We start from the raw sequence: 18,147 nt of genomic DNA on the forward strand, positions 1-18,147 counted from the left end.
GTTTTTTCGATAATATCGACCATGAACTCATGTTAAAGGCAATAGACCAACAAAACCCACCTAAATTGGTTCGACTTGCCCTAGTGCGTTGGCTAAAAGCGGATGTTATGTATCCTGACGGTAGTATTGAGTCAGGAGAAAGTGGCACGCCTCAAGGCGGTGTCATTAGTCCACTGTTGGCGAATCTTTTCTTGCATTATACCTTTGACAAATGGATGGAGCGTGAATTTCCAACGTTACCATTTGAACGTTATGCTGATGATGCTATTATACATTGCGTATCTGAGAAGCAAGCCCAATATGTATTAAGTAAGCTGAAAAGAAGAATAATTGATTGTAAGTTAGAATTACACCCAGAGAAAACTAAAATTGTTAACTGTGAGGTTAATACAAATAAACAGGTAACAAATAATAAATTCGATTTTCTTGGTTTTACCTTTAGACGTAGAGGAGCTAGTAGCACTAAAAGTAATACTGTGTTCACGAGTTTCTTGCCAGCGGTAGGGGATAAAAAGAAGGTAGTAATCAAACAGAAAATAAAATCTTTCAATTGGCAAGCGATGTTACAAAAAGGGTTGGATAACGTAGCTAAAGTAATTAATCCCTATATTAGAGGGATCATCAATGACTACAGTAAATTCTACCAATCTGAACTAGATGAGATATGGAAAACAATAGATGCACGTCTAGTTAGATGGATCATGAAGAAACATAAAAGGTACAAAGGCAAGAAAACCAAATCATTTAATCTACTTGAAGAGATAAAATCTAGTGTTCGCTACAGAGGGCTGTTTGCTCATTGGCAATTTAAACTAAGTACAAAAGCCAAAACAACATAGTGATAAAACATTAGAGGTTGGGTTAGAGGAGCCGTATGACGCTCGAGTGTCACGTACGGTTCTATGAGAAGGTGCAGGGGCAGTTCCTGTGCTCTACTCGATTTATATTAAATTTCTATGGATTTGATTTTAATTTAAATTTTAACTCGTGGATTCGTAAAATATATCGCATTATTGCCATTAAAACCCTTAGGCAATATACAAGAAGTTAGAGATTGGGTGTATCGGTTTGCTCAGTGGTATAACCATGAACACTTACATAGCAGCAATCCATTTATTACCCCTGCTGATAAACGTACTGGTAAGGATGTGGCTAAATTACAGAAAAGACAAGAGGTCATGAACCGCAAGAAAGAAAGTCATCCTAATAGATGGGCTAAAGGGCGTATACGTGATTGGAGTCCAATAACCAAGTGACGTTTAATGAAATGCCTGAATAGGATAAAACAAACGGTGTAGCTTAGTATGTAAAAACTATAAATAACTAACAACTATCTTGGCAAGTTCCGGTACGCGTAATCCTTCTATTTAGAGCACACATCTTTGCAGCATACTCATCATAAATTAATTATAATGCTTTCTTTTCATTTTGTACCGTATATTCAGAATGATTTTTTAGATACAGTGCAAATATTATTTCAGTCCCAAAAAGTCAGTAATATACAAAGCAAGAAGTGCTCTAGAGCGAGTTCATGTACATTTTAATATTTGGGTTAAGGGTTATGAAAAAATGTTTACCGTCCTTGTGTTTGGTATTTTAGCTATAACAGTTTAACAAACGATTAAACTGCTCACCTAGCATTTTTAATTAAGTTAAATTCAATATTTCACTGATGCTTAAGGTTAAGCAAAATTTTCTATGTTCTAAAAAGATTAAAAATAGCAAAAAAATTATATATTTTGTTCTTGCAACCTAAAAAAAAGAGATCACCCATCGCGTTGATAAGGTGCTTAAAAAAACACAGGCATTAACTAATTTTGCAATTAGCGCATTTTTTTATTTTATTTTTTACTTGCTTTTTCCTCAGCTTCTGAGTTTAACTTATCCAAAAAAATAAGTTTTTCAGCTATTTGCTTTTCAAGCCCCCTATCAGTTGGATGATAAAATCGAGTCCCTTTTAATTCTTCAGGCATATAGTTTACCCCAGCAGAGTAAGCAAAGGGTTCATCATGGGAATAACGATATTCTTTGCCATAATTAAGTGATTTTAATAATTGAGTAGGGGCGTTTCGAAGATGGATAGGTACTTCAAGTGAATGATGTTTTAATGCCGTAGTGATAGCTGCATTGTATGCCGTATAAACAGCGTTGCTTTTTGCTGCACAAGAGAGATAAATTATTGCTTGAGCAATGGCTCTTTCTCCTTCCGCAGGGCCTACGCGAGTAAAACAATCCCATGCACTTATAGCGATTTGCATAGCTCTAGGATCTGCATTACCAATGTCTTCAGATGCAATAGCGAGTAATCTTCTAGCTACATATAAAGGATCACCTCCTGCCGTGATGATTCTTGCATACCAATATAGTGCTGCATCTGGATTTGATCCCCGTACAGATTTATGAAATGCCGAGATTAATTCATAATATCTATCACCTTGGTTATCAAAATTAGCAGATTGATGGCCAAGTGCAGCTTCCAATGCTTCTTCTGTTACTCTATAGTTTTGTTTCTCGTCGATAGGTGACATGTCGACCATCATTTCCAGTGTATTCAGTGCTTTTCTTGCATCGCCATTTGAAAATTTTGCTACTGAATCGAGAATAGTGTCAGAAATAATGATATTTAATTTTCCAAGGCCTCTTATTTCATCACTCAATGCGTCCTTTAATAAAAGCGTAATTTCTTCAATGGATAAAGATTTTAATAGATAGACCCTGGCCCTTGAAAGCAGGGCAGAATTGAGTTCAAAAGAAGGATTTTCAGTTGTAGCCCCAATAAATGTAATTGTGCCATTTTCTATGTGAGGTAAGAAAGCATCCTGTTGCCCTTTGTTAAATCGATGCACTTCATCTATAAACAGCAAGGTTTTTATTTGTTGGTAACGATAAGATTGTGCTTGGCTAATCGCTTCACGAATTTCCTTTATACCTGAGGTAACGGCAGACAATTTAATGACTTCTGCATTTGCATAAAATGCTATTAGTTCGGCTAGTGTAGTTTTACCTGTACCAGGTGGTCCCCATAAAATCATTGAATGGAGTTTACCGGATTTTATAGCATTAAACAGAGGCTTTTGAGGGCTCAAAATATGAGATTGCCCTATATACTGTTCTAGTTTTGTAGGACGCATTTTAGCTGCAAGCGGCAAAAATGCGTTGTCTTCATCTAAAGTTAAAGAATAGTTACTCATTATTAGAGGTCATTGATGAATAGATTTTGAAAAATATGCTAGCGTTGATCATCAAATTCAACACCATCTGGTAGTTCAAAAGTAAAATAAGAATCTTCTATTTTAAGACTATTTTGCTTTTTGAGTTGGTATTCGATTTTTTGCCCGTCTTGCTCTATGACATTGAATGACTCTATTATCCCTGCACTTGTGACGTTAATATCAAAGGACTTAATGTTATTATCACTAGATTTTGGCGTTAATGAAAAATTATTTCCCTTTTGCTTGATATTGTACTGACTCCAATCACTATCTCTATTACTAGCTATAAGCTTAAAGGGAGTATTTGTCGTAGCATCATTTAAATTGGTCGCTGTTACTTGTTCCACAAATGGATTATAGAACCATAGGGTTTTTCCATCGGAAACAAGAATACTTTCATCAGGCACCAATGTATGCCAACGAAAAAGATTGGGGCGACGGACCCAAACGTCACCTTCTGCTTCTTGAATTAGAGCATTGTCTGCATCTCGTACTTGTTGAGTGAAACTTGCTTGAAATGCTGAAACTTCATCTAGGCGACTTTTAAGTGTTTTTGACGCATCTGCATAGACACTTAAGGTTCCAAATACACTGAGTAAAAACAAAGTTTTCAACACACTAAATTTTTTAGGATACTTGATTGTTTTTTGCATATTTAATCCTCTTAAAATCTGAAATATAAATCAGGTTAATTGTGCGTCAGTTATAAAAATTAATCCTTCGGGATGTTTGATTAGTCATTACATCTTAGCATAACTTTTGGTAAAAACCTTTATTTTGCTAAAACCATACGAGTGCCATTATTATTAGGCGTGCTGACTATTCCTTGCTCTTCCATTTCTTCAACAATCTTTGCTGCTCGATTATATCCAATGTTAAATTTTCGTTGTATGCCCGATATTGAAACTCGCTGAGTTTCAATAACAAATTGGACAATCGTATCAAATTTTTCATCCACTTGATTTGAATCCCCTCCCTCATTGTCACTACTCGATTTGGGTTCAGCAATAATCTCATCGATATATTTGGGTGTTCCACGAGCGCGCCAATTAGCGACAACATTATGCACTTCTTCATCTCCAACAAATGCACCGTGAACACGTATGGTTGATGAGGAATTTGGAGGCAAATAGAGCATATCACCAGCACCTAATAGAGACTCTGCTCCTCCTTGATCTAAGATGGTACGGGAGTCTATTTTACTTGAAACGGTAAACGCTATTCTTGTCGGTACATTCGCTTTAATTAACCCCGTGATAACATCCACAGAAGGTCTTTGGGTAGCCAAAATAAGATGAATTCCTGCTGCTCGCGCTTTTTGTGCTAATCGAGCTATGAGTTCTTCAATTTTTTTCCCTTCAGTCATAATCAAATCTGCAAATTCATCCACCACTACGACGATATAGGGTAATTTTTCTAAATAGGGAATAGTTGTTTCCATACTGTCAGAAGGCTTCCATAAGGGATCTTTGATTCGATGTTGCATGTCTTCTGCGAGGTTTATTTTTTCGTTATAACCCTCAAGATTTCTTACACCTAAAGCCGCCATCAATTGGTATCTTCTTTCCATTTCTCCGACACACCAGCGTAAAGCATTAGATGCTTTTTTCATGTCAGTCACTACTTCAGTGAGTAAATGAGGGATTGAATTATAAATTGATAGCTCTAACATTTTAGGATCAATCATGATGAATTTAACCTCATCAGGTGATGCTTTGAATAAAATACTTATGATCATAGCATTTACACCAACAGATTTACCCGAGCCGGTTGTACCAGCTACAAGTAAATGAGGCATTTTAGCTAGATTGGCAACGACAGGTTCCCCAGCAATATCTTTTCCAAGCACCATAGTCAGAGGTGATTTCATCTCTTTAAATTCTGTGCTATCAATAACATCTCTGATGACGAGTAACTCTCTTTGAGGATTAGGAAGCTCTAATCCTACATAAGGCTTACCAGGGATTACCTCAACCACACGCACAGAGCTGACAGAGAGCGCCCTTGCAAGATCTCTATCTAGTGCGCTTATTCTAGCAGCTCTGACACCTGGTGCTAGTTCAAGCTCAAATCGAGTGATAACAGGTCCACAGAATATATCCACAACTGTCACATTGATTTTAAAATCAGCAAGAGCGGTTTCGATTAGGCTAGCTGTTTCTTGAAGTTTTTCATTATCAAAATCAATTGCCTCTGATTTATTTTCCGCTAGTAATTCAACAGTGGGTAGAGGTTCTTTAGGTACCGGTTGTTTTTCTGTTTCTCTGAAAATAAGAGGATGAAATAGTGGGTGAGTCTCTTCAGACTCTCCTTTATCCTCATAAACTTCAGGTAGTGTATATCCAGTAGATGACTCATTGTTTGAGTGTGCGCCCGTTTCTTGTACAAAGGTGCTAGGCATATCACTATTTAAATTGGTATGACTTAGCTCCTGTTTTTCATCAAAATTAAAATGTGCGCTAGCGTCCAAGGATATTTCGCTATTTGCTCTTCTGATAGATTCATCGTATTTATTTGAACTATCCTTATTATTTGTGTCCAAACTATTCGTAGCACTAGTCAGATCATCAGTAGATTCAATACCTAGTCCTTCCAAAAGTGATCCATCGAGAGAAGGCTTTTCAGCACTAAAGAGTGAGGAAATATTTCTATGAGTCTGAGCTTTTGAAGATTCGTTCGTATGTTCATAGGGTGAAATTTCGGACTGCTCGCCATGATAAAGCTGATTTTTATTTTGAGCATACTCATGCTTAAGTACCCTCTTCATGATAATCGTGCGCGAGTCTATCTGTTCAAAAACAGCCTCAGTCTTGTCATCAATCTCAACCCGACCAATCACCTTATCTGAAGAGATTTTATTATAGGAACCCTCTAGTTTAGATTCATCAGAGTATTGATTATCTGCATGTTGCTCATTTGGGATTATTGAATGCAATGAAGCAGCTTGCATACTTTGCGCACTTTGCACGCTTTGCACGCTTTGCATAGGAACGTTAGTTTCTAATGGGTGTGTAAATGCACCATCCTTTCCATTTTGATTCGCATGCTCAATTTCATTTAATGTATTCTTGTGCTCAATATCAAGCACATCCAAGCTCTCGTTATTACTATTTGTGGTTTCTTCATTTATGATCTCAATATTAGTATTTTCTTCCCGTACAATTTTCATGCCTTGAATAAATTGTACTTTAGGAATTTTTATGCCATAGCTTGCCAGCGTTTCTTCTCTTTTTTGCTGTTCTGTTTTCTTAAGAGAGGATTGCACAATAGCTTCACTATTTTGTGTTTCATGTACAACCTTCATTTGTTCTGTCTGTTTTTGCTTGGCTTGTTGTTCAATTAACGCTAATTTTTCATCTAAACTAAGTGAAGGTCTAGGAGATATTGATGATTGGTTAGACTTAGCTGATTCATTTGCGTTGATATTGGCTGTCTCTTCATTGTCTATTTTTTCTTTATAGTTTGGTCGATGGTTAATATAGTCAATATTCGAGTTGTTTACAGTAACAGAAATATTATCTACAGGTGCAGAATTTTTAAGTGAAGGCTCATTAATTACTATTGTCTTTTCAGTCGTTTCGATTAGAGTTGTTTCTTCTGCAAAAGGCTCATGTAATGAAGTAACTTGCGACGAAGGTGCTTTGTAATCAAAGGCATTTGCAATTGAGCTATGAGTCGACTCTATATTTGAACCGTTTGAAGTTGATGTTACTATCAGATTGGTGGTATCTTTATTAATGTCAACTGAATTAATATCCACTGGTATGTTGGGGTCATCCGCATGCATGACTACAGTTTTTTGAGTTGATTGTTTATCAATATTCGTATCTACGTCAGCAAGTATATTCGCTTGTACTTTTTGTAGAGTATCCTTTTTTTGCGTAGTAGCGTCAGTAAATCCATCGTCTAATGCAGAAAAAGTTAACGTTGGTATTAATTCATCTATATCATCTTCTGGTAAAACACCTTTTGTTTCACTAGGATAATTATTCTCCTCATCATCATGCCTTAGAATTATAGATGTTTCTTTCTCATTAAGTTCCCTTTCATAGGATAGAGATTGGGGTTTAGAATCGTCGCTTATATTTTCTTCATTACGAATATCTTCGTAGAGGATATCTGAATATATCAAATCAGAATTATCTTCTCTGTCAGTAGATGTTTTTTTAGATGAATCGTTCTCATCAGCCATAAAATCGAAAGGATCTTCCTTGCTGTTGTCGATTTCATCCAGTACTGCTTTATCACGAGAACCGCCAAAAGTCACAGTGAAAAGAACAATTTCACCAATTTTTTCAGCTATTTTTAAGGGCGACCAACTCGTTAGAATAGTAAAGCCAATTATCCAAAGAGTGATCATTGCAAGTGTTAAGTTGATTGCATTGATGTATTTTAATAGTGCAATAGAAAAAATGGAACCTAACAGACCCCCAGAAGAATAATTTGGGCTATCATCAATATTGAGTGCAGAAAGAGTTGTTGTTGCGATAATAAGAAACAACACGCCAATTAATTTTATGGAGATTAACCAAAAGCAAAGTTGTTCTTTTTTTTTGTTACCTATATAGATTGTAATTAAATACAAAATCCCTAAAAAAGGGAGAAAAAAAGTACTGACTCCGAAAATAAAAAAGGATGTATCGGCTATCGTCGCTCCAATAGCACCACCTAAATTATGAGTAACTATTTCAGTCGAGCTATGGGTCCATCCTGCATCTGCTGGATTGTAGGTATAAATAGCGACTCCCATGAATATGAGGCACCCACCTAATAGCATTAGCAATAGATAGAAAAAAGGATGCGAGGAAAAAATATCTTCATTTTCTTCAGTATCATGAGTTGCGTAAGACAATGGGCATTCCTTTTGTATTAAACAAGTTAACAATTCAGTTCACTTAATAAAATTATTCATTAATGTTCCATTATACCTTTATTAAACAATTTCTTCTACTATGGCAATTCTGCTATTCATCAATTTAAAAAATTATAGATAGTTTTTGCTAAATAGAAGTTTTACTGATTGATTTAATTGACTCAATGAGTAAAATCGTTCTTGTTACAAGGCTATTAATGTCCAAATATTCATCACTCGTATGTTGTTTACCTCCAACAGGACCTAATCCATCTACAGTAGCGAGGCCCTCATGAGAAGTAAAAGAAGCATCAGAACCTCCACCTGTTGCAATATCGTCTAGTTCAATATTCAATAAAGTTGCTTGTTCTTTGATTATGTTTATAATTTTCTCACTGGCGACTGTTTTTGTCATTGGAGGTCGATTCATTCCCCCTGTCACTTTAATTTGACACTGAGAGTTAAAAGTTGACAGGGTGATTTTTTTGATTTCTTTATCGATAAACAGTGCCTGTTCTGAAGTTAATACTCTCAAGTCAATGGTTGCTTTAGCATAATCGGCAATAGTATTAACTGATTCCCCACCTTCAATTAATCCAATATTTAAAGAGATACCCTTGTCATGGTCATTAAGTTGATCTATAAAAATCAAATGACGGCATAACTCAATGATAGCATTAGCACCATCTTTAGGGGCTATGCCAGAATGGGCTGCAACGCCAAACACTTCAATGATATATTTGCCGACGCCACGTCTTGAACTAACAATACTTCCATTAGGTCTTGCAGGTTCCATTACCAATGCACAAGATTTATTTTTGGACAACTGCCGAATGAGTGCCTTTGAACTAGGAGATCCTATTTCTTCATCCGAATTAAGCAATAACAAAACATTTTTATAGGCACTATCGCCAGTTTCAGTAAGAAATTTTAACGCAAAGTAGACTTGCACATGACTCGCCTTCATATCAATTACTCCAGGACCATAAGCTCTATTTTCTTTAACTGTAAATGGCCTTTTATCTGATTCATGTAGGGGAAATACCGTATCTAAATGCGCTAATATAAGTATTTGAGGGTTCTTAGCTTCTTTGTGCTTAAGGGAGATATGATTACCAAGAGTTTTACCATCTATTTGATTATCAGAGTGTACAGTTTTTGTAAAGCCTAATTCATGATATAGATCTGTCAATATAGCACCTACATGGTTAATTCCTTCAGCGTAATAGCTACCGCTATCTATGTTCACGAGTTTTTCTAAAAGTTTTAACATTGCTTGTTTTTGATCATTTATATGCATAAGTATGTTCTGCAGAAGTATTGAAAAAATGTAGAGTCGCATCAATAATAGGATTATGTCTTAAAATAGTCACAATTCAAATTAGGTTAAAACGACCATTGATATATAAATATGTTGAAATAATAAATAGTTTTAAAAAAACAGACTTTCGATATACACAATAAAACTATTGCAAACTTAAAAAAAATGGTATCATTCTCAAGTAGTTTATTATGTTTTTACGCCAAAGTTAAATACATAATAATCCATTTTTTAAATTAAAAAATTTTAAATAACCAATTCTTGAATTATGAACTTAAATAAAATTTACCACTGGCCAATTAGAGTTTATTACGAGGACACAGACGCAGGTGGTGTTGTCTATCATGCCAGGTATGTGGCTTTTTTTGAACGAGCAAGAACAGAATTGCTAAGAACACTTGGTTTTTCTCAGCAAAGATTGCTGCAAGAAGATGTTGCTTTTGCGGTTAGACGCATGAGCATTGAATTTCACCGCCCTGCAGTTTTAGATGATGAGCTCGAAATAGAAACCGAAATAACTGAATTGAATCATGCATCAATAATTTTTGAACAGCGATTATTTAGAAAAGAAAATCAAGTTTTATTGAGCCAAGCCAACGTGGTTGTAGCCAGTGTAAGTAAGACAAAAATGAAGGCAATGCGCTTGCCTGCTTCTATTAAAAATGGGGTTGTACTGTGAATGATATGAGTATTATTGGCTTGTTTATGCAAGCAGGACTTTTTGTTAAATTTGTGATGTTAGTATTATTAGGCTTTTCTATTTCATCTTGGGCTATTATCCTTCAAAGAACACGAGTTTTAAGCTCTGCAGTTGCTGATGCCCAGCAATTTGAAGATAGATTTTGGTCGGGTATAGAGTTGTCAAAACTTTATCAAGAAAGTCATAGTAAACGTGATATTTTGATAGGCTCAGAACAAATATTTTATTCTGGTTTTAAAGAATTTGTTAGATTACATAGAGCAAATTCTGATGCGCCAGAAGCCATCATTGATGGTTCTGCGCGAGCAATGAGAATCGCTATGAACAGAGAAATGGAAACGCTTGAAGCCTATATCCCTTTTTTAGGGACAGTGGGTTCAATTAGTCCATATATTGGTCTTTTAGGCACAGTATGGGGAATTATGCACTCCTTCATTTCTTTAGCAGGAGAAAAACAAGTTTCCCTGCAAACGGTTGCTCCGGGTATTGCTGAAGCCTTGATTGCAACAGCTATAGGTCTATTTGCAGCCATACCTGCTGTAATGGCATATAATAGATTGAATCAAAGAGTGAATAAATTAGAACAGAATTATGATAATTTTGTTGAAGAATTCACTGCTATTTTGCATAGACAAGCATTTTCAAGTTCAACAAGTAAGTAAGCACAAGGTATAAGCATGGCTAAGCGTCGTCTAAGATCTTCTAAAAGAGAATTGAAGTCAGAAATTAACATTGTTCCTTTTTTGGATGTTTTATTAGTTTTATTATTAATTTTCATGGCTACTGCACCTGTCATAAGTCAAAGTGTAGAGGTAGATCTTCCAACGACATCTGATTCGTCCGTAGTGGATACTAGTGAAAATCCACCTGTCATCGTCGAAGTTGCTGCTGCGGGTCTTTATGTTATGATAATTAATCAAGAAAGAAGTGAGCCTCTTTCTGAGTCATTGTTAATTGAAGAAGCAAAAAGTCAATTGACAGCAAATCCTAAAACTATTTTTTTAATAGGTGGCGCAAAGCAAGTTGAATATAATGAAATCATTAAAGCGTTAGATACACTTAAGCAAGCTGGTGTGGAAAAAGTCGGTTTAATGACTCAACCAATAGGTTAAGATTGTTGGTATAAAATATAAACTAGGTATTAATGTGTCAAATTTTACTAAAAGAAAAAGCAAGTTTACCGTGTCATTTATTCTTTCTATTTTACTGCACACGGTACTTATTGTTGCCCTGATAATAGCCACTTATACTCATTTAATGGATGAGACAGGCAGTGGCAATCAAGGTGATATTATTGATGCTGTAATGGTGGATTTCAACGCTATGGAAGCGAATGAAATGAGAATGAGTACTATTACTGCGAATCAAAAGGAAGCTGAACAAACAAGAGAAAAACAGCAACTTGAAGAACAAGAAAAACTTGCCGAAATCGAAAATGAAATACAAGAAAAGCAAGCTCAGCTTGAAAAAGAGCTTGCAGAACAGGCAAAACAAAAAGCATTAGAACAAGAACAAGCACAATTGGCGCTGCAAAAACAGCAACAAGAGAAAGAAGCTATAGAAAAAGAGTTGCTAGCAGCAAAAGAAAAGCAAACTGAAGCACTCAAAAAAGAGGCGGATGCTAAGGCGCTAAAACTCAAAAAAGAAGCAGAGTTGAAGAAAAAACAAGAAGAAACTTTAAAAACAGAAATAGAGAAAAAGCAAAAAGAAGCAGAACAAAAAGCTAAAGCAGAAGCTGAGAAGAAAAAAGAGGCTGAAGCGAAGGCCAAAGCTGAGGCTGAAAAGAAAAAGAAAGAAGCTAAAGCTAAAGCAGATGCAGAAAAGAAAAAACAAGAAGAGAAAGCTAAGGCAGAATTAGAGAAGAAGAAGCAAGACGAGGCTAAAGCTAAAGCCGAAGCTGAAAAGAAAAAGAAAGAAGCTGAAGCGAAAGCAAAAGCAGATGCAGAGGCGAAAGCTAAAGCAGATGCCGCTGCTAAGGCAAAAGCTGAGGGTGAAGCAAGAAATAGCAAAAAATTAGCTGATGACGCATTAGGAGATTTTATATCAGATAAGCAAAGAGGGCAGGGATCTAATTCAGGACAATCTGCGGCCGCAGGTGAAGGTGGTGGTAAATCATCTGGTGTGACAATGACTGATTCAGATAGTTATCGCAATGCAATTAGTGCTTCTGTTGCTAGATATATGTATGATGCAAAATCTTTGCATAGAAATAAAAAATGTAGTGTAGCGATAAGAATTGATAGAGAAGGTAATATCATCAGCACTAGACAGCTTAGTGGAGATCCTGCATTATGTAATCAAGCACTTAGTGCAGCCAATCTAGCTAAGGCACCTCGGGCACCGACAGATGAAATTTATAACTATTTTAAGGGTAAAGATATTGTTTTGGATTTTAAATATTAGTTTTTACAATTCAATTCAATCAAGAGTATGGTAAGATTAATCAATAGTTATATAATAGTAAGACGGTTAATTTACTCAATAAAAATTGACTAAGTGTTTACTTTGAGCTTTGGATTGATGGCTATGAATTAGAAGCTTAAAGAGGCTGAGTTTAATAAATTAAGGTTATTATAATGAAAAAAATAAATGTCATGGTGATGCTGTTTATTATGTTTTTAACAAGCATAGTAAATGCGGAAATTAGAATAGAAGTAACAGATAGCGTTGATGCAGCAAGACCAATAGCTGTTGTTCCGTTCACCTCTATGGGAGGAGTTTCTGGAAGTGATGTATCTGAAATTATTAAGTCAGATTTGAGAAATAGCGGTAAATTCCAACCATTGGAAAATAATGAATTCCCACAAAATATTAACTCACCTGCTCAAATTGATCCAGCGTTATGGAGAGCAAAAGGAATTGATTCTATTATAGTAGGGCAAGTTCAACCTGCAGCCGATGGTAAATTAGCGATTGCCTATCAATTAATTGATATTTCTTCTGGTTCTGCTAATTTAGTTATTCAAAATCAACAGCAAGTTGATAAAAAATGGTTTAGATATGGAGTGCATGCAGTCAGTGATGAAGTATTTGAGAAATTGACAGGCATAAAGGGAGTGTTTAGGACTAAAATAGCTTACATTGTTAAAACTAATACCTCTAAGTATGCCCATGAGCTAAGAGTATCTGATTATGATGGTTACAATGAGATCACAATACATAAAGCTTCTCAACCATTAATGTCACCAAGCTGGTCACCTGATGGCACCAAGATTGCATTTGTTTCCTTCGAAACAGGACCTTCCGTGATTATGCTTCAAGACACGCAAACTGGGCAAGTAAGAAAAATTGCTTCATTCCCAAGACATAATGGTGCCCCAGCATTTTCACCTGATGGTTCTAAAATTGCCATGGCTTTATCACAATCTGGCAGTCTGAATATCTACACTATGGATGTTGGCTCTGGTAATGTAAGACAAGTGACAAATGATAGAAGTAATAATACTCAACCCGCTTGGTTCCCAGATGGGCAATCCATTGCTTTTACCTCTGATAAAACAGGTAGACCTCAGATTTACAGAACGAATGTTAATGGTGGAGGAGCTCAAAGAATGACATTTGAAGGCGCCCAAAACCAAAATGCACAAATTAGCCCTGATGGTAATTTCATGGTTTATATTAGTTCTCAAGGTGGTAGACAAACTCTTGTAAGTCAGAGTTTAACGGACAACTCTATCAAAGCACTGACAAATACTGATTTAGATGAATCTCCAAGTATAGCGCCTAATGGCACTATGATAATTTATAGTACAGGTGGATATAACTCAAGTTTAGGTGTTGTATCAGCTAATGGTCGTTTCAAGGGGAGATTACCCTCTTCTGGTGGGCAGTTAAAATACCCTGCGTGGGGCCCAATAATTAAGTAATTAAATTTAAATTAATAAATAACTTATTATCACAAGGAATAAAAAATGAAAAAAAATAAACTAGTCAAAACTCTATTGGTTGTTTTACCTTTATTTGCGTTAGCCGCATGTAAATCAAACACTGAAAATACAGGTGGAGAGGATTTATATACAAATCCAAATGGTGAAACGGGTAGCTTAGAATCAGGACAATTACCAGGTTTTGGCGGCAACGAATTTGGTTCATTATCAGATGAAGCTAGAATGCAATTACAACAGCTTCAGTCAAATAACATTTTGTATTTTGGCTTTGATCAATATGACATCAGTGCAAATGACTTAAATCTGATTGACTCTCATGCTGCATTTTTAAGAGAAAATCCTTCAATTCGTGTTGTAATAGAAGGACATACAGATGAAAGAGGGACGGCTGAGTACAATATCGCATTAGGTGAAAGACGTGCGAATGCTGTCAGAATGTACCTACAAGGACGTGGAGTATCTGATGCTCAGATGCAAATTGTTTCTTATGGTAAAGAAAAACCTGCAGTTTATGGTAATGATGAATCTGCTTTTGCTAAAAATCGCCGTGCAGTGTTAGTTTACTAGTCAATAAGATTGTCGTTTTAAAAGAAGGCAGGCGGATGATTTATCATTTGACCTGCCTTTAACTTTTAAAATATATAAACATGAAATAAATGCGATTATTACAAAAAATGCGCTATAACCAATAGCAAAAAATAATTTGGGTAGCATTATGAAAAGAGGCGGAATGAACAAAATAGGTGAGATTATGAAGAAGAGTAAGCTTAATTTTTATAGTAAATTTTCACTCTCATTGCTGCTAGCGATCGGGTGTTCATTACAAGTACATGCAAATACAACAGAAACTAAAATCGCTGAATTAGAACGTATTGCAACTGCGCATAGTCAGCTTTTTACTCAATTACAGCAGCAGATGTCTGCCAATCAAAATGAAATAAGTAGCTTGCGAGATGAAATAGATCAGTTATCTTATAAATTGAATCAGGCAGTTGAAAAACAGCAATTGTTGGCTGAACAATTTAACCAACTCATACCAATGTCTCAAAGCGATAACACCTCAGTGCCTAGTGCGAGTAATTCATCAAATTCTGAAAGCCAAATTAATAACAACACGGCGATTGCCCAACCAAGTTCTTCGGTAGAATTAACGGGAAATGATTTTAATGATTATAATTCGGCAGTGAACTTAGCGCTCAATCAACAAAATTATCAGCAAGCAGCAGCACATTTTGAGGCATTTATTAAAAAATACCCAACATCAGATTATATAGGCAATGCACATTATTGGCTAGGTCAATCTTATTACAATTTAAATCAAAAAAATGATGCAGCTGCAAATTTTGCCATTGTTGTCAAAAATTATCCTGATTCACCTAAGGCATCCGATTCATTACTAAAAGTTGGACTGATATTAGAGGAGCAGGGTGAAACTGAAAAAGCAAAAGCAATTTTTACGGAAGTCGTCAATCAATTCCCAGGTACTGACTCAGCTAATAAAGCTAAGGCTAAAATCCAGTAGTATGAGTGTAGACCCAAATTTAGTTTAAGCGAATGTTAAATATTCCATCAGCATATCTAGAATTGCAGATGAAGTGTAAATTGAGTTAAAGACTAATCAATTTGATTTAATTGTATTCAAATAGATGTAAATTTTCAAAAAAAACTTGATCTACACTCAAAACATTCTAAAATGGTGGTGTTGGGTCGTTAGCTCAGTCGGTAGAGCAGTTGACTTTTAATCAATTGGTCGCAGGTTCGAATCCTGCACGACCCACCAGCAAAAAATTAACTGCAAAATAAATTAAAATCATCTCAGTCGCGGGGTGGAGCAGCTTGGTAGCTCGTCGGGCTCATAACCCGAAGGTCGTAGGTTCAAATCCTGCCCCCGCAACCACTTCTATAGTGTTCAGTTTCTAGTGTGAAAATATAGTTTGCAAATTATAGCAATCATATGTAGTCTTGAAATTGAATCAAAAAACTCATTTCTTCTAGCCTTGTGTTTTATGAAAAAAGGAATAAATAAATTAATTTATTTATTCTAGGAACAGTAAGCACACCAAGTAAAATTAAAAAAGATAAGTATTTTTAATTGGGTTCTAACTCCGTCAAAAAATATTCAGTACTAGCAATTTACAATTTTATATAATTGATGTGCTAATAAGAACTATTGAGTTAACTTAAATCACCTTATGTTAGCAAGGTTAAAATAAATTACGAAAATCAACAAAAAAGCTATTTGTTAATAGACTTATATTCATATATACTGTTTTCCCGTCTAACATGTATATTTAATTGTAATTTCGACTTTATTAAAAAGTGGATTGTATATCAATTAGATATCAAATTCTTCTAATTCAATCGATATTTCTCCAGAGTGTAATATGACCACTAAATATGTATTTGTTACTGGCGGTGTTGTTTCTTCATTAGGAAAAGGCATAGCCGCAGCGTCACTTGCCGCAATTTTAGAAGCACGTAAGTTACGTGTTACCATGATGAAACTCGATCCATATATTAATGTAGATCCTGGTACTATGAATCCAACTCAACATGGTGAAGTCTATGTTACAGATGATGGAGCTGAAACAGATCTTGATTTGGGACATTATGAGCGTTTCATTCGCACAAAGATGACTAGAAGAAACAGTTTTACTACAGGTAGAGTTTACTCAACTGTTTTAAAAAAAGAGCGTCGAGGTGATTATCTAGGTGCTACTGTACAGGTTATTCCGCATATTACCAATGAAATAAAAGACAGAATTATTGCAGGTAGCCAAGGCTATGATATTGCTCTTATTGAAATTGGTGGCACGGTAGGTGATATAGAATCTCTTCCATTTTTAGAAGCTATTCGTCAAATGGCGGTTGAAGTGGGACGTGAAAATACGCTATTTCTACATTTAACGTTAGTTCCATACATAGCTACTGCAGGCGAAGTTAAAACAAAACCTACTCAGCACTCTGTTAAAGAACTCTTATCTATAGGCATTCAACCTGATGTTTTAATTTGTCGTTCTGAACAAAGCATTCCAGCCAATGAGCGTTCTAAAATTGCACTATTTTGTAATGTCCCTGAAAAAGCGGTTATTTCATTAAAAGATGTTAGTTCAATCTATAAAATCCCTGCACTTTTAAAATCTCAGGGACTTGATGATTTTGTCTGTAGTAAATTTAATTTTAAAACAGCTGAAGCTGATTTAAGTGAATGGGAACAAGTTTTATATGCTGAGTCAAATCCTATGGGAGAAGTCACCATAGGAATGATTGGGAAATACGTGGAATTGCCTGATGCATATAAATCCGTAATTGAAGCAATAAAGCATGGCGGTTTAAAAAATAGAGTCAGTGTCAATATTAAATTAATCGACTCCCAAGATATTGAGACACGGGGAGTAGACGAAATTTTACAAGGTCTTTCTGGCATTTTAATTCCAGGCGGATTTGGTTATCGTGGTGTTGAAGGTAAAATTCTTGCTGCTCAATATGCAAGAGAGAACAAAATCCCTTTTATGGGGATCTGTCTTGGAATGCAAGTTGCATTTATTGAATTTGCAAGAAATGTTGTTAATCTATTAGATGCCAATTCGACAGAGTTTGATAATAAAACCTCCAGTCCAGTGATAGCTTTAGTGACAGAGTGGCAGGATGAACACGGTGAAGTCGTCCAACGCGATGAAGAGGTTGATTTAGGTGGAACTATGCGTTTAGGAGGCCAACTTGTTAATCTCAAGCCTGGTAGTTTGAGTGCACAACTTTATAAAAAAGAACAAATTGTTGAAAGACATCGCCATCGCTATGAAGTAAACAATAAGTACATAGCTCAAATGGAAGCCGCTGGCATGCGTATTGTGGGCAAATGTAGTAACAACAAATTAGTTGAGATAATCGAACTGCCAGAACATCCATGGTTTGTTGCTTCACAATTTCACCCCGAATTTACTTCAACACCAAGAGATGGACATCCATTATTTGAAGGATTTGTAAAAGCATCATTTGAATTTCAAAAAAGTGTATAACTAGCCTTATGGCATAGAAATTAGAGTTTCAATTGATAAGCAATTGATTGATTGATTAATATCAGAAATCATATCGAATAATTTGGCATAAATCACAATTTCGTGTAAAGTATTTGACAGTAGTGTTTTAACTATAACAACTCATTTAACTAAAAG

At 35.6% G+C, this 18,147-nt stretch carries 14 protein-coding genes and 2 tRNA genes; 12 read left to right on the top strand and 4 right to left on the bottom strand.

The window, feature by feature from the left end; genetic code table 11:
• The coding region (locus ACFFIT_RS08845; protein WP_385877296.1) for a reverse transcriptase domain-containing protein at positions 1 to 839 on the top strand (839 nt) is incomplete at its 5' end.
• A 174-nt stretch (positions 840 to 1,013) separates the two neighbouring features.
• Positions 1,014 to 1,256, top strand: coding sequence for a hypothetical protein (locus ACFFIT_RS08850; protein WP_385877297.1), 243 nt, complete (start codon positions 1,014 to 1,016; stop codon positions 1,254 to 1,256).
• 585 nt (positions 1,257 to 1,841) lie between these two features.
• On the opposite strand, the gene ACFFIT_RS08855 is transcribed toward ACFFIT_RS08850, so the two are convergent.
• The 4 genes from ACFFIT_RS08855 to ACFFIT_RS08870 form a co-directional block, all read right to left on the bottom strand.
• Positions 1,842 to 3,191: a replication-associated recombination protein A gene (locus ACFFIT_RS08855; protein ID WP_385877298.1), complete on the bottom strand. Its 1,350-nt coding sequence runs from the start codon at positions 3,189 to 3,191 to the stop codon at positions 1,842 to 1,844.
• A gap of 38 nt (positions 3,192 to 3,229) precedes the next feature.
• A complete protein-coding gene (gene lolA, locus ACFFIT_RS08860) occupies positions 3,230 to 3,865 on the bottom strand; it encodes an outer membrane lipoprotein periplasmic chaperone LolA (protein ID WP_385877299.1) in 636 nt (211 codons plus the stop codon).
• A 119-nt stretch (positions 3,866 to 3,984) separates the two neighbouring features.
• Positions 3,985 to 8,064, bottom strand: a complete 4,080-nt coding sequence (locus tag ACFFIT_RS08865; protein WP_385877300.1) for a DNA translocase FtsK 4TM domain-containing protein — start codon at positions 8,062 to 8,064, stop codon at positions 3,985 to 3,987.
• 148 nt (positions 8,065 to 8,212) lie between these two features.
• Positions 8,213 to 9,364: a M20 family metallopeptidase gene (locus tag ACFFIT_RS08870; RefSeq protein ID WP_385877301.1), complete on the bottom strand. Its 1,152-nt coding sequence runs from the start codon at positions 9,362 to 9,364 to the stop codon at positions 8,213 to 8,215.
• 289 nt (positions 9,365 to 9,653) lie between these two features.
• Here ACFFIT_RS08870 and ybgC point away from each other — a divergent pair, with 289 nt between their 5' ends.
• The 10 genes from ybgC (at position 9,654) to pyrG (ending at position 17,991) form a co-directional block, all read left to right on the top strand.
• Entirely contained in the window at positions 9,654 to 10,064 is a 411-nt protein-coding gene (gene ybgC, locus ACFFIT_RS08875) for a tol-pal system-associated acyl-CoA thioesterase (RefSeq protein ID WP_385877302.1), read from the top strand.
• Entirely contained in the window at positions 10,061 to 10,747 is a 687-nt protein-coding gene (gene tolQ / locus ACFFIT_RS08880) for a Tol-Pal system protein TolQ (RefSeq protein ID WP_385877303.1), read from the top strand. Before ybgC ends, tolQ begins: the two co-directional genes overlap by 4 nt.
• A 15-nt stretch (positions 10,748 to 10,762) precedes the next feature.
• The gene (gene tolR, locus ACFFIT_RS08885; protein ID WP_385877304.1) at positions 10,763 to 11,197 is read left to right on the top strand and encodes a colicin uptake protein TolR; all 435 of its coding nucleotides are present in this window, start codon (positions 10,763 to 10,765) and stop codon (positions 11,195 to 11,197) included.
• A 34-nt stretch (positions 11,198 to 11,231) separates the two neighbouring features.
• Positions 11,232 to 12,488, top strand: coding sequence for a cell envelope integrity protein TolA (gene tolA, locus ACFFIT_RS08890; protein ID WP_385877305.1), 1,257 nt, complete (start codon positions 11,232 to 11,234; stop codon positions 12,486 to 12,488).
• Positions 12,489 to 12,661: 173 nt separating this feature from the next.
• The gene (gene tolB, locus ACFFIT_RS08895; RefSeq protein WP_385877306.1) at positions 12,662 to 13,951 is read left to right on the top strand and encodes a Tol-Pal system beta propeller repeat protein TolB; all 1,290 of its coding nucleotides are present in this window, start codon (positions 12,662 to 12,664) and stop codon (positions 13,949 to 13,951) included.
• A 45-nt stretch (positions 13,952 to 13,996) separates the two neighbouring features.
• Positions 13,997 to 14,539, top strand: coding sequence for a peptidoglycan-associated lipoprotein Pal (gene pal / locus ACFFIT_RS08900; protein WP_385877307.1), 543 nt, complete (start codon positions 13,997 to 13,999; stop codon positions 14,537 to 14,539).
• A 184-nt stretch (positions 14,540 to 14,723) separates the two neighbouring features.
• On the top strand, positions 14,724 to 15,494 hold the full coding sequence (gene ybgF / locus ACFFIT_RS08905; protein ID WP_385877308.1) for a tol-pal system protein YbgF: 771 nt from the start codon (positions 14,724 to 14,726) through the stop codon (positions 15,492 to 15,494).
• A gap of 182 nt (positions 15,495 to 15,676) precedes the next feature.
• Positions 15,677 to 15,752: transfer RNA gene (locus ACFFIT_RS08910), tRNA-Lys, on the top strand.
• A 40-nt stretch (positions 15,753 to 15,792) separates the two neighbouring features.
• Positions 15,793 to 15,869 (top strand) — tRNA-Met (locus tag ACFFIT_RS08915).
• Positions 15,870 to 16,356: 487 nt separating this feature from the next.
• Positions 16,357 to 17,991 (top strand): CTP synthase, encoded by a 1,635-nt coding sequence (gene pyrG, locus ACFFIT_RS08920; RefSeq protein ID WP_385877309.1) that lies wholly within the window; start codon positions 16,357 to 16,359, stop codon positions 17,989 to 17,991.
• Positions 17,992 to 18,147: the final 156 nt, after the last annotated feature.

Source organism: Thorsellia kenyensis, from assembly GCF_042432445.1.
GTDB lineage: Bacteria > Pseudomonadota > Gammaproteobacteria > Enterobacterales > Thorselliaceae > Thorsellia > Thorsellia kenyensis.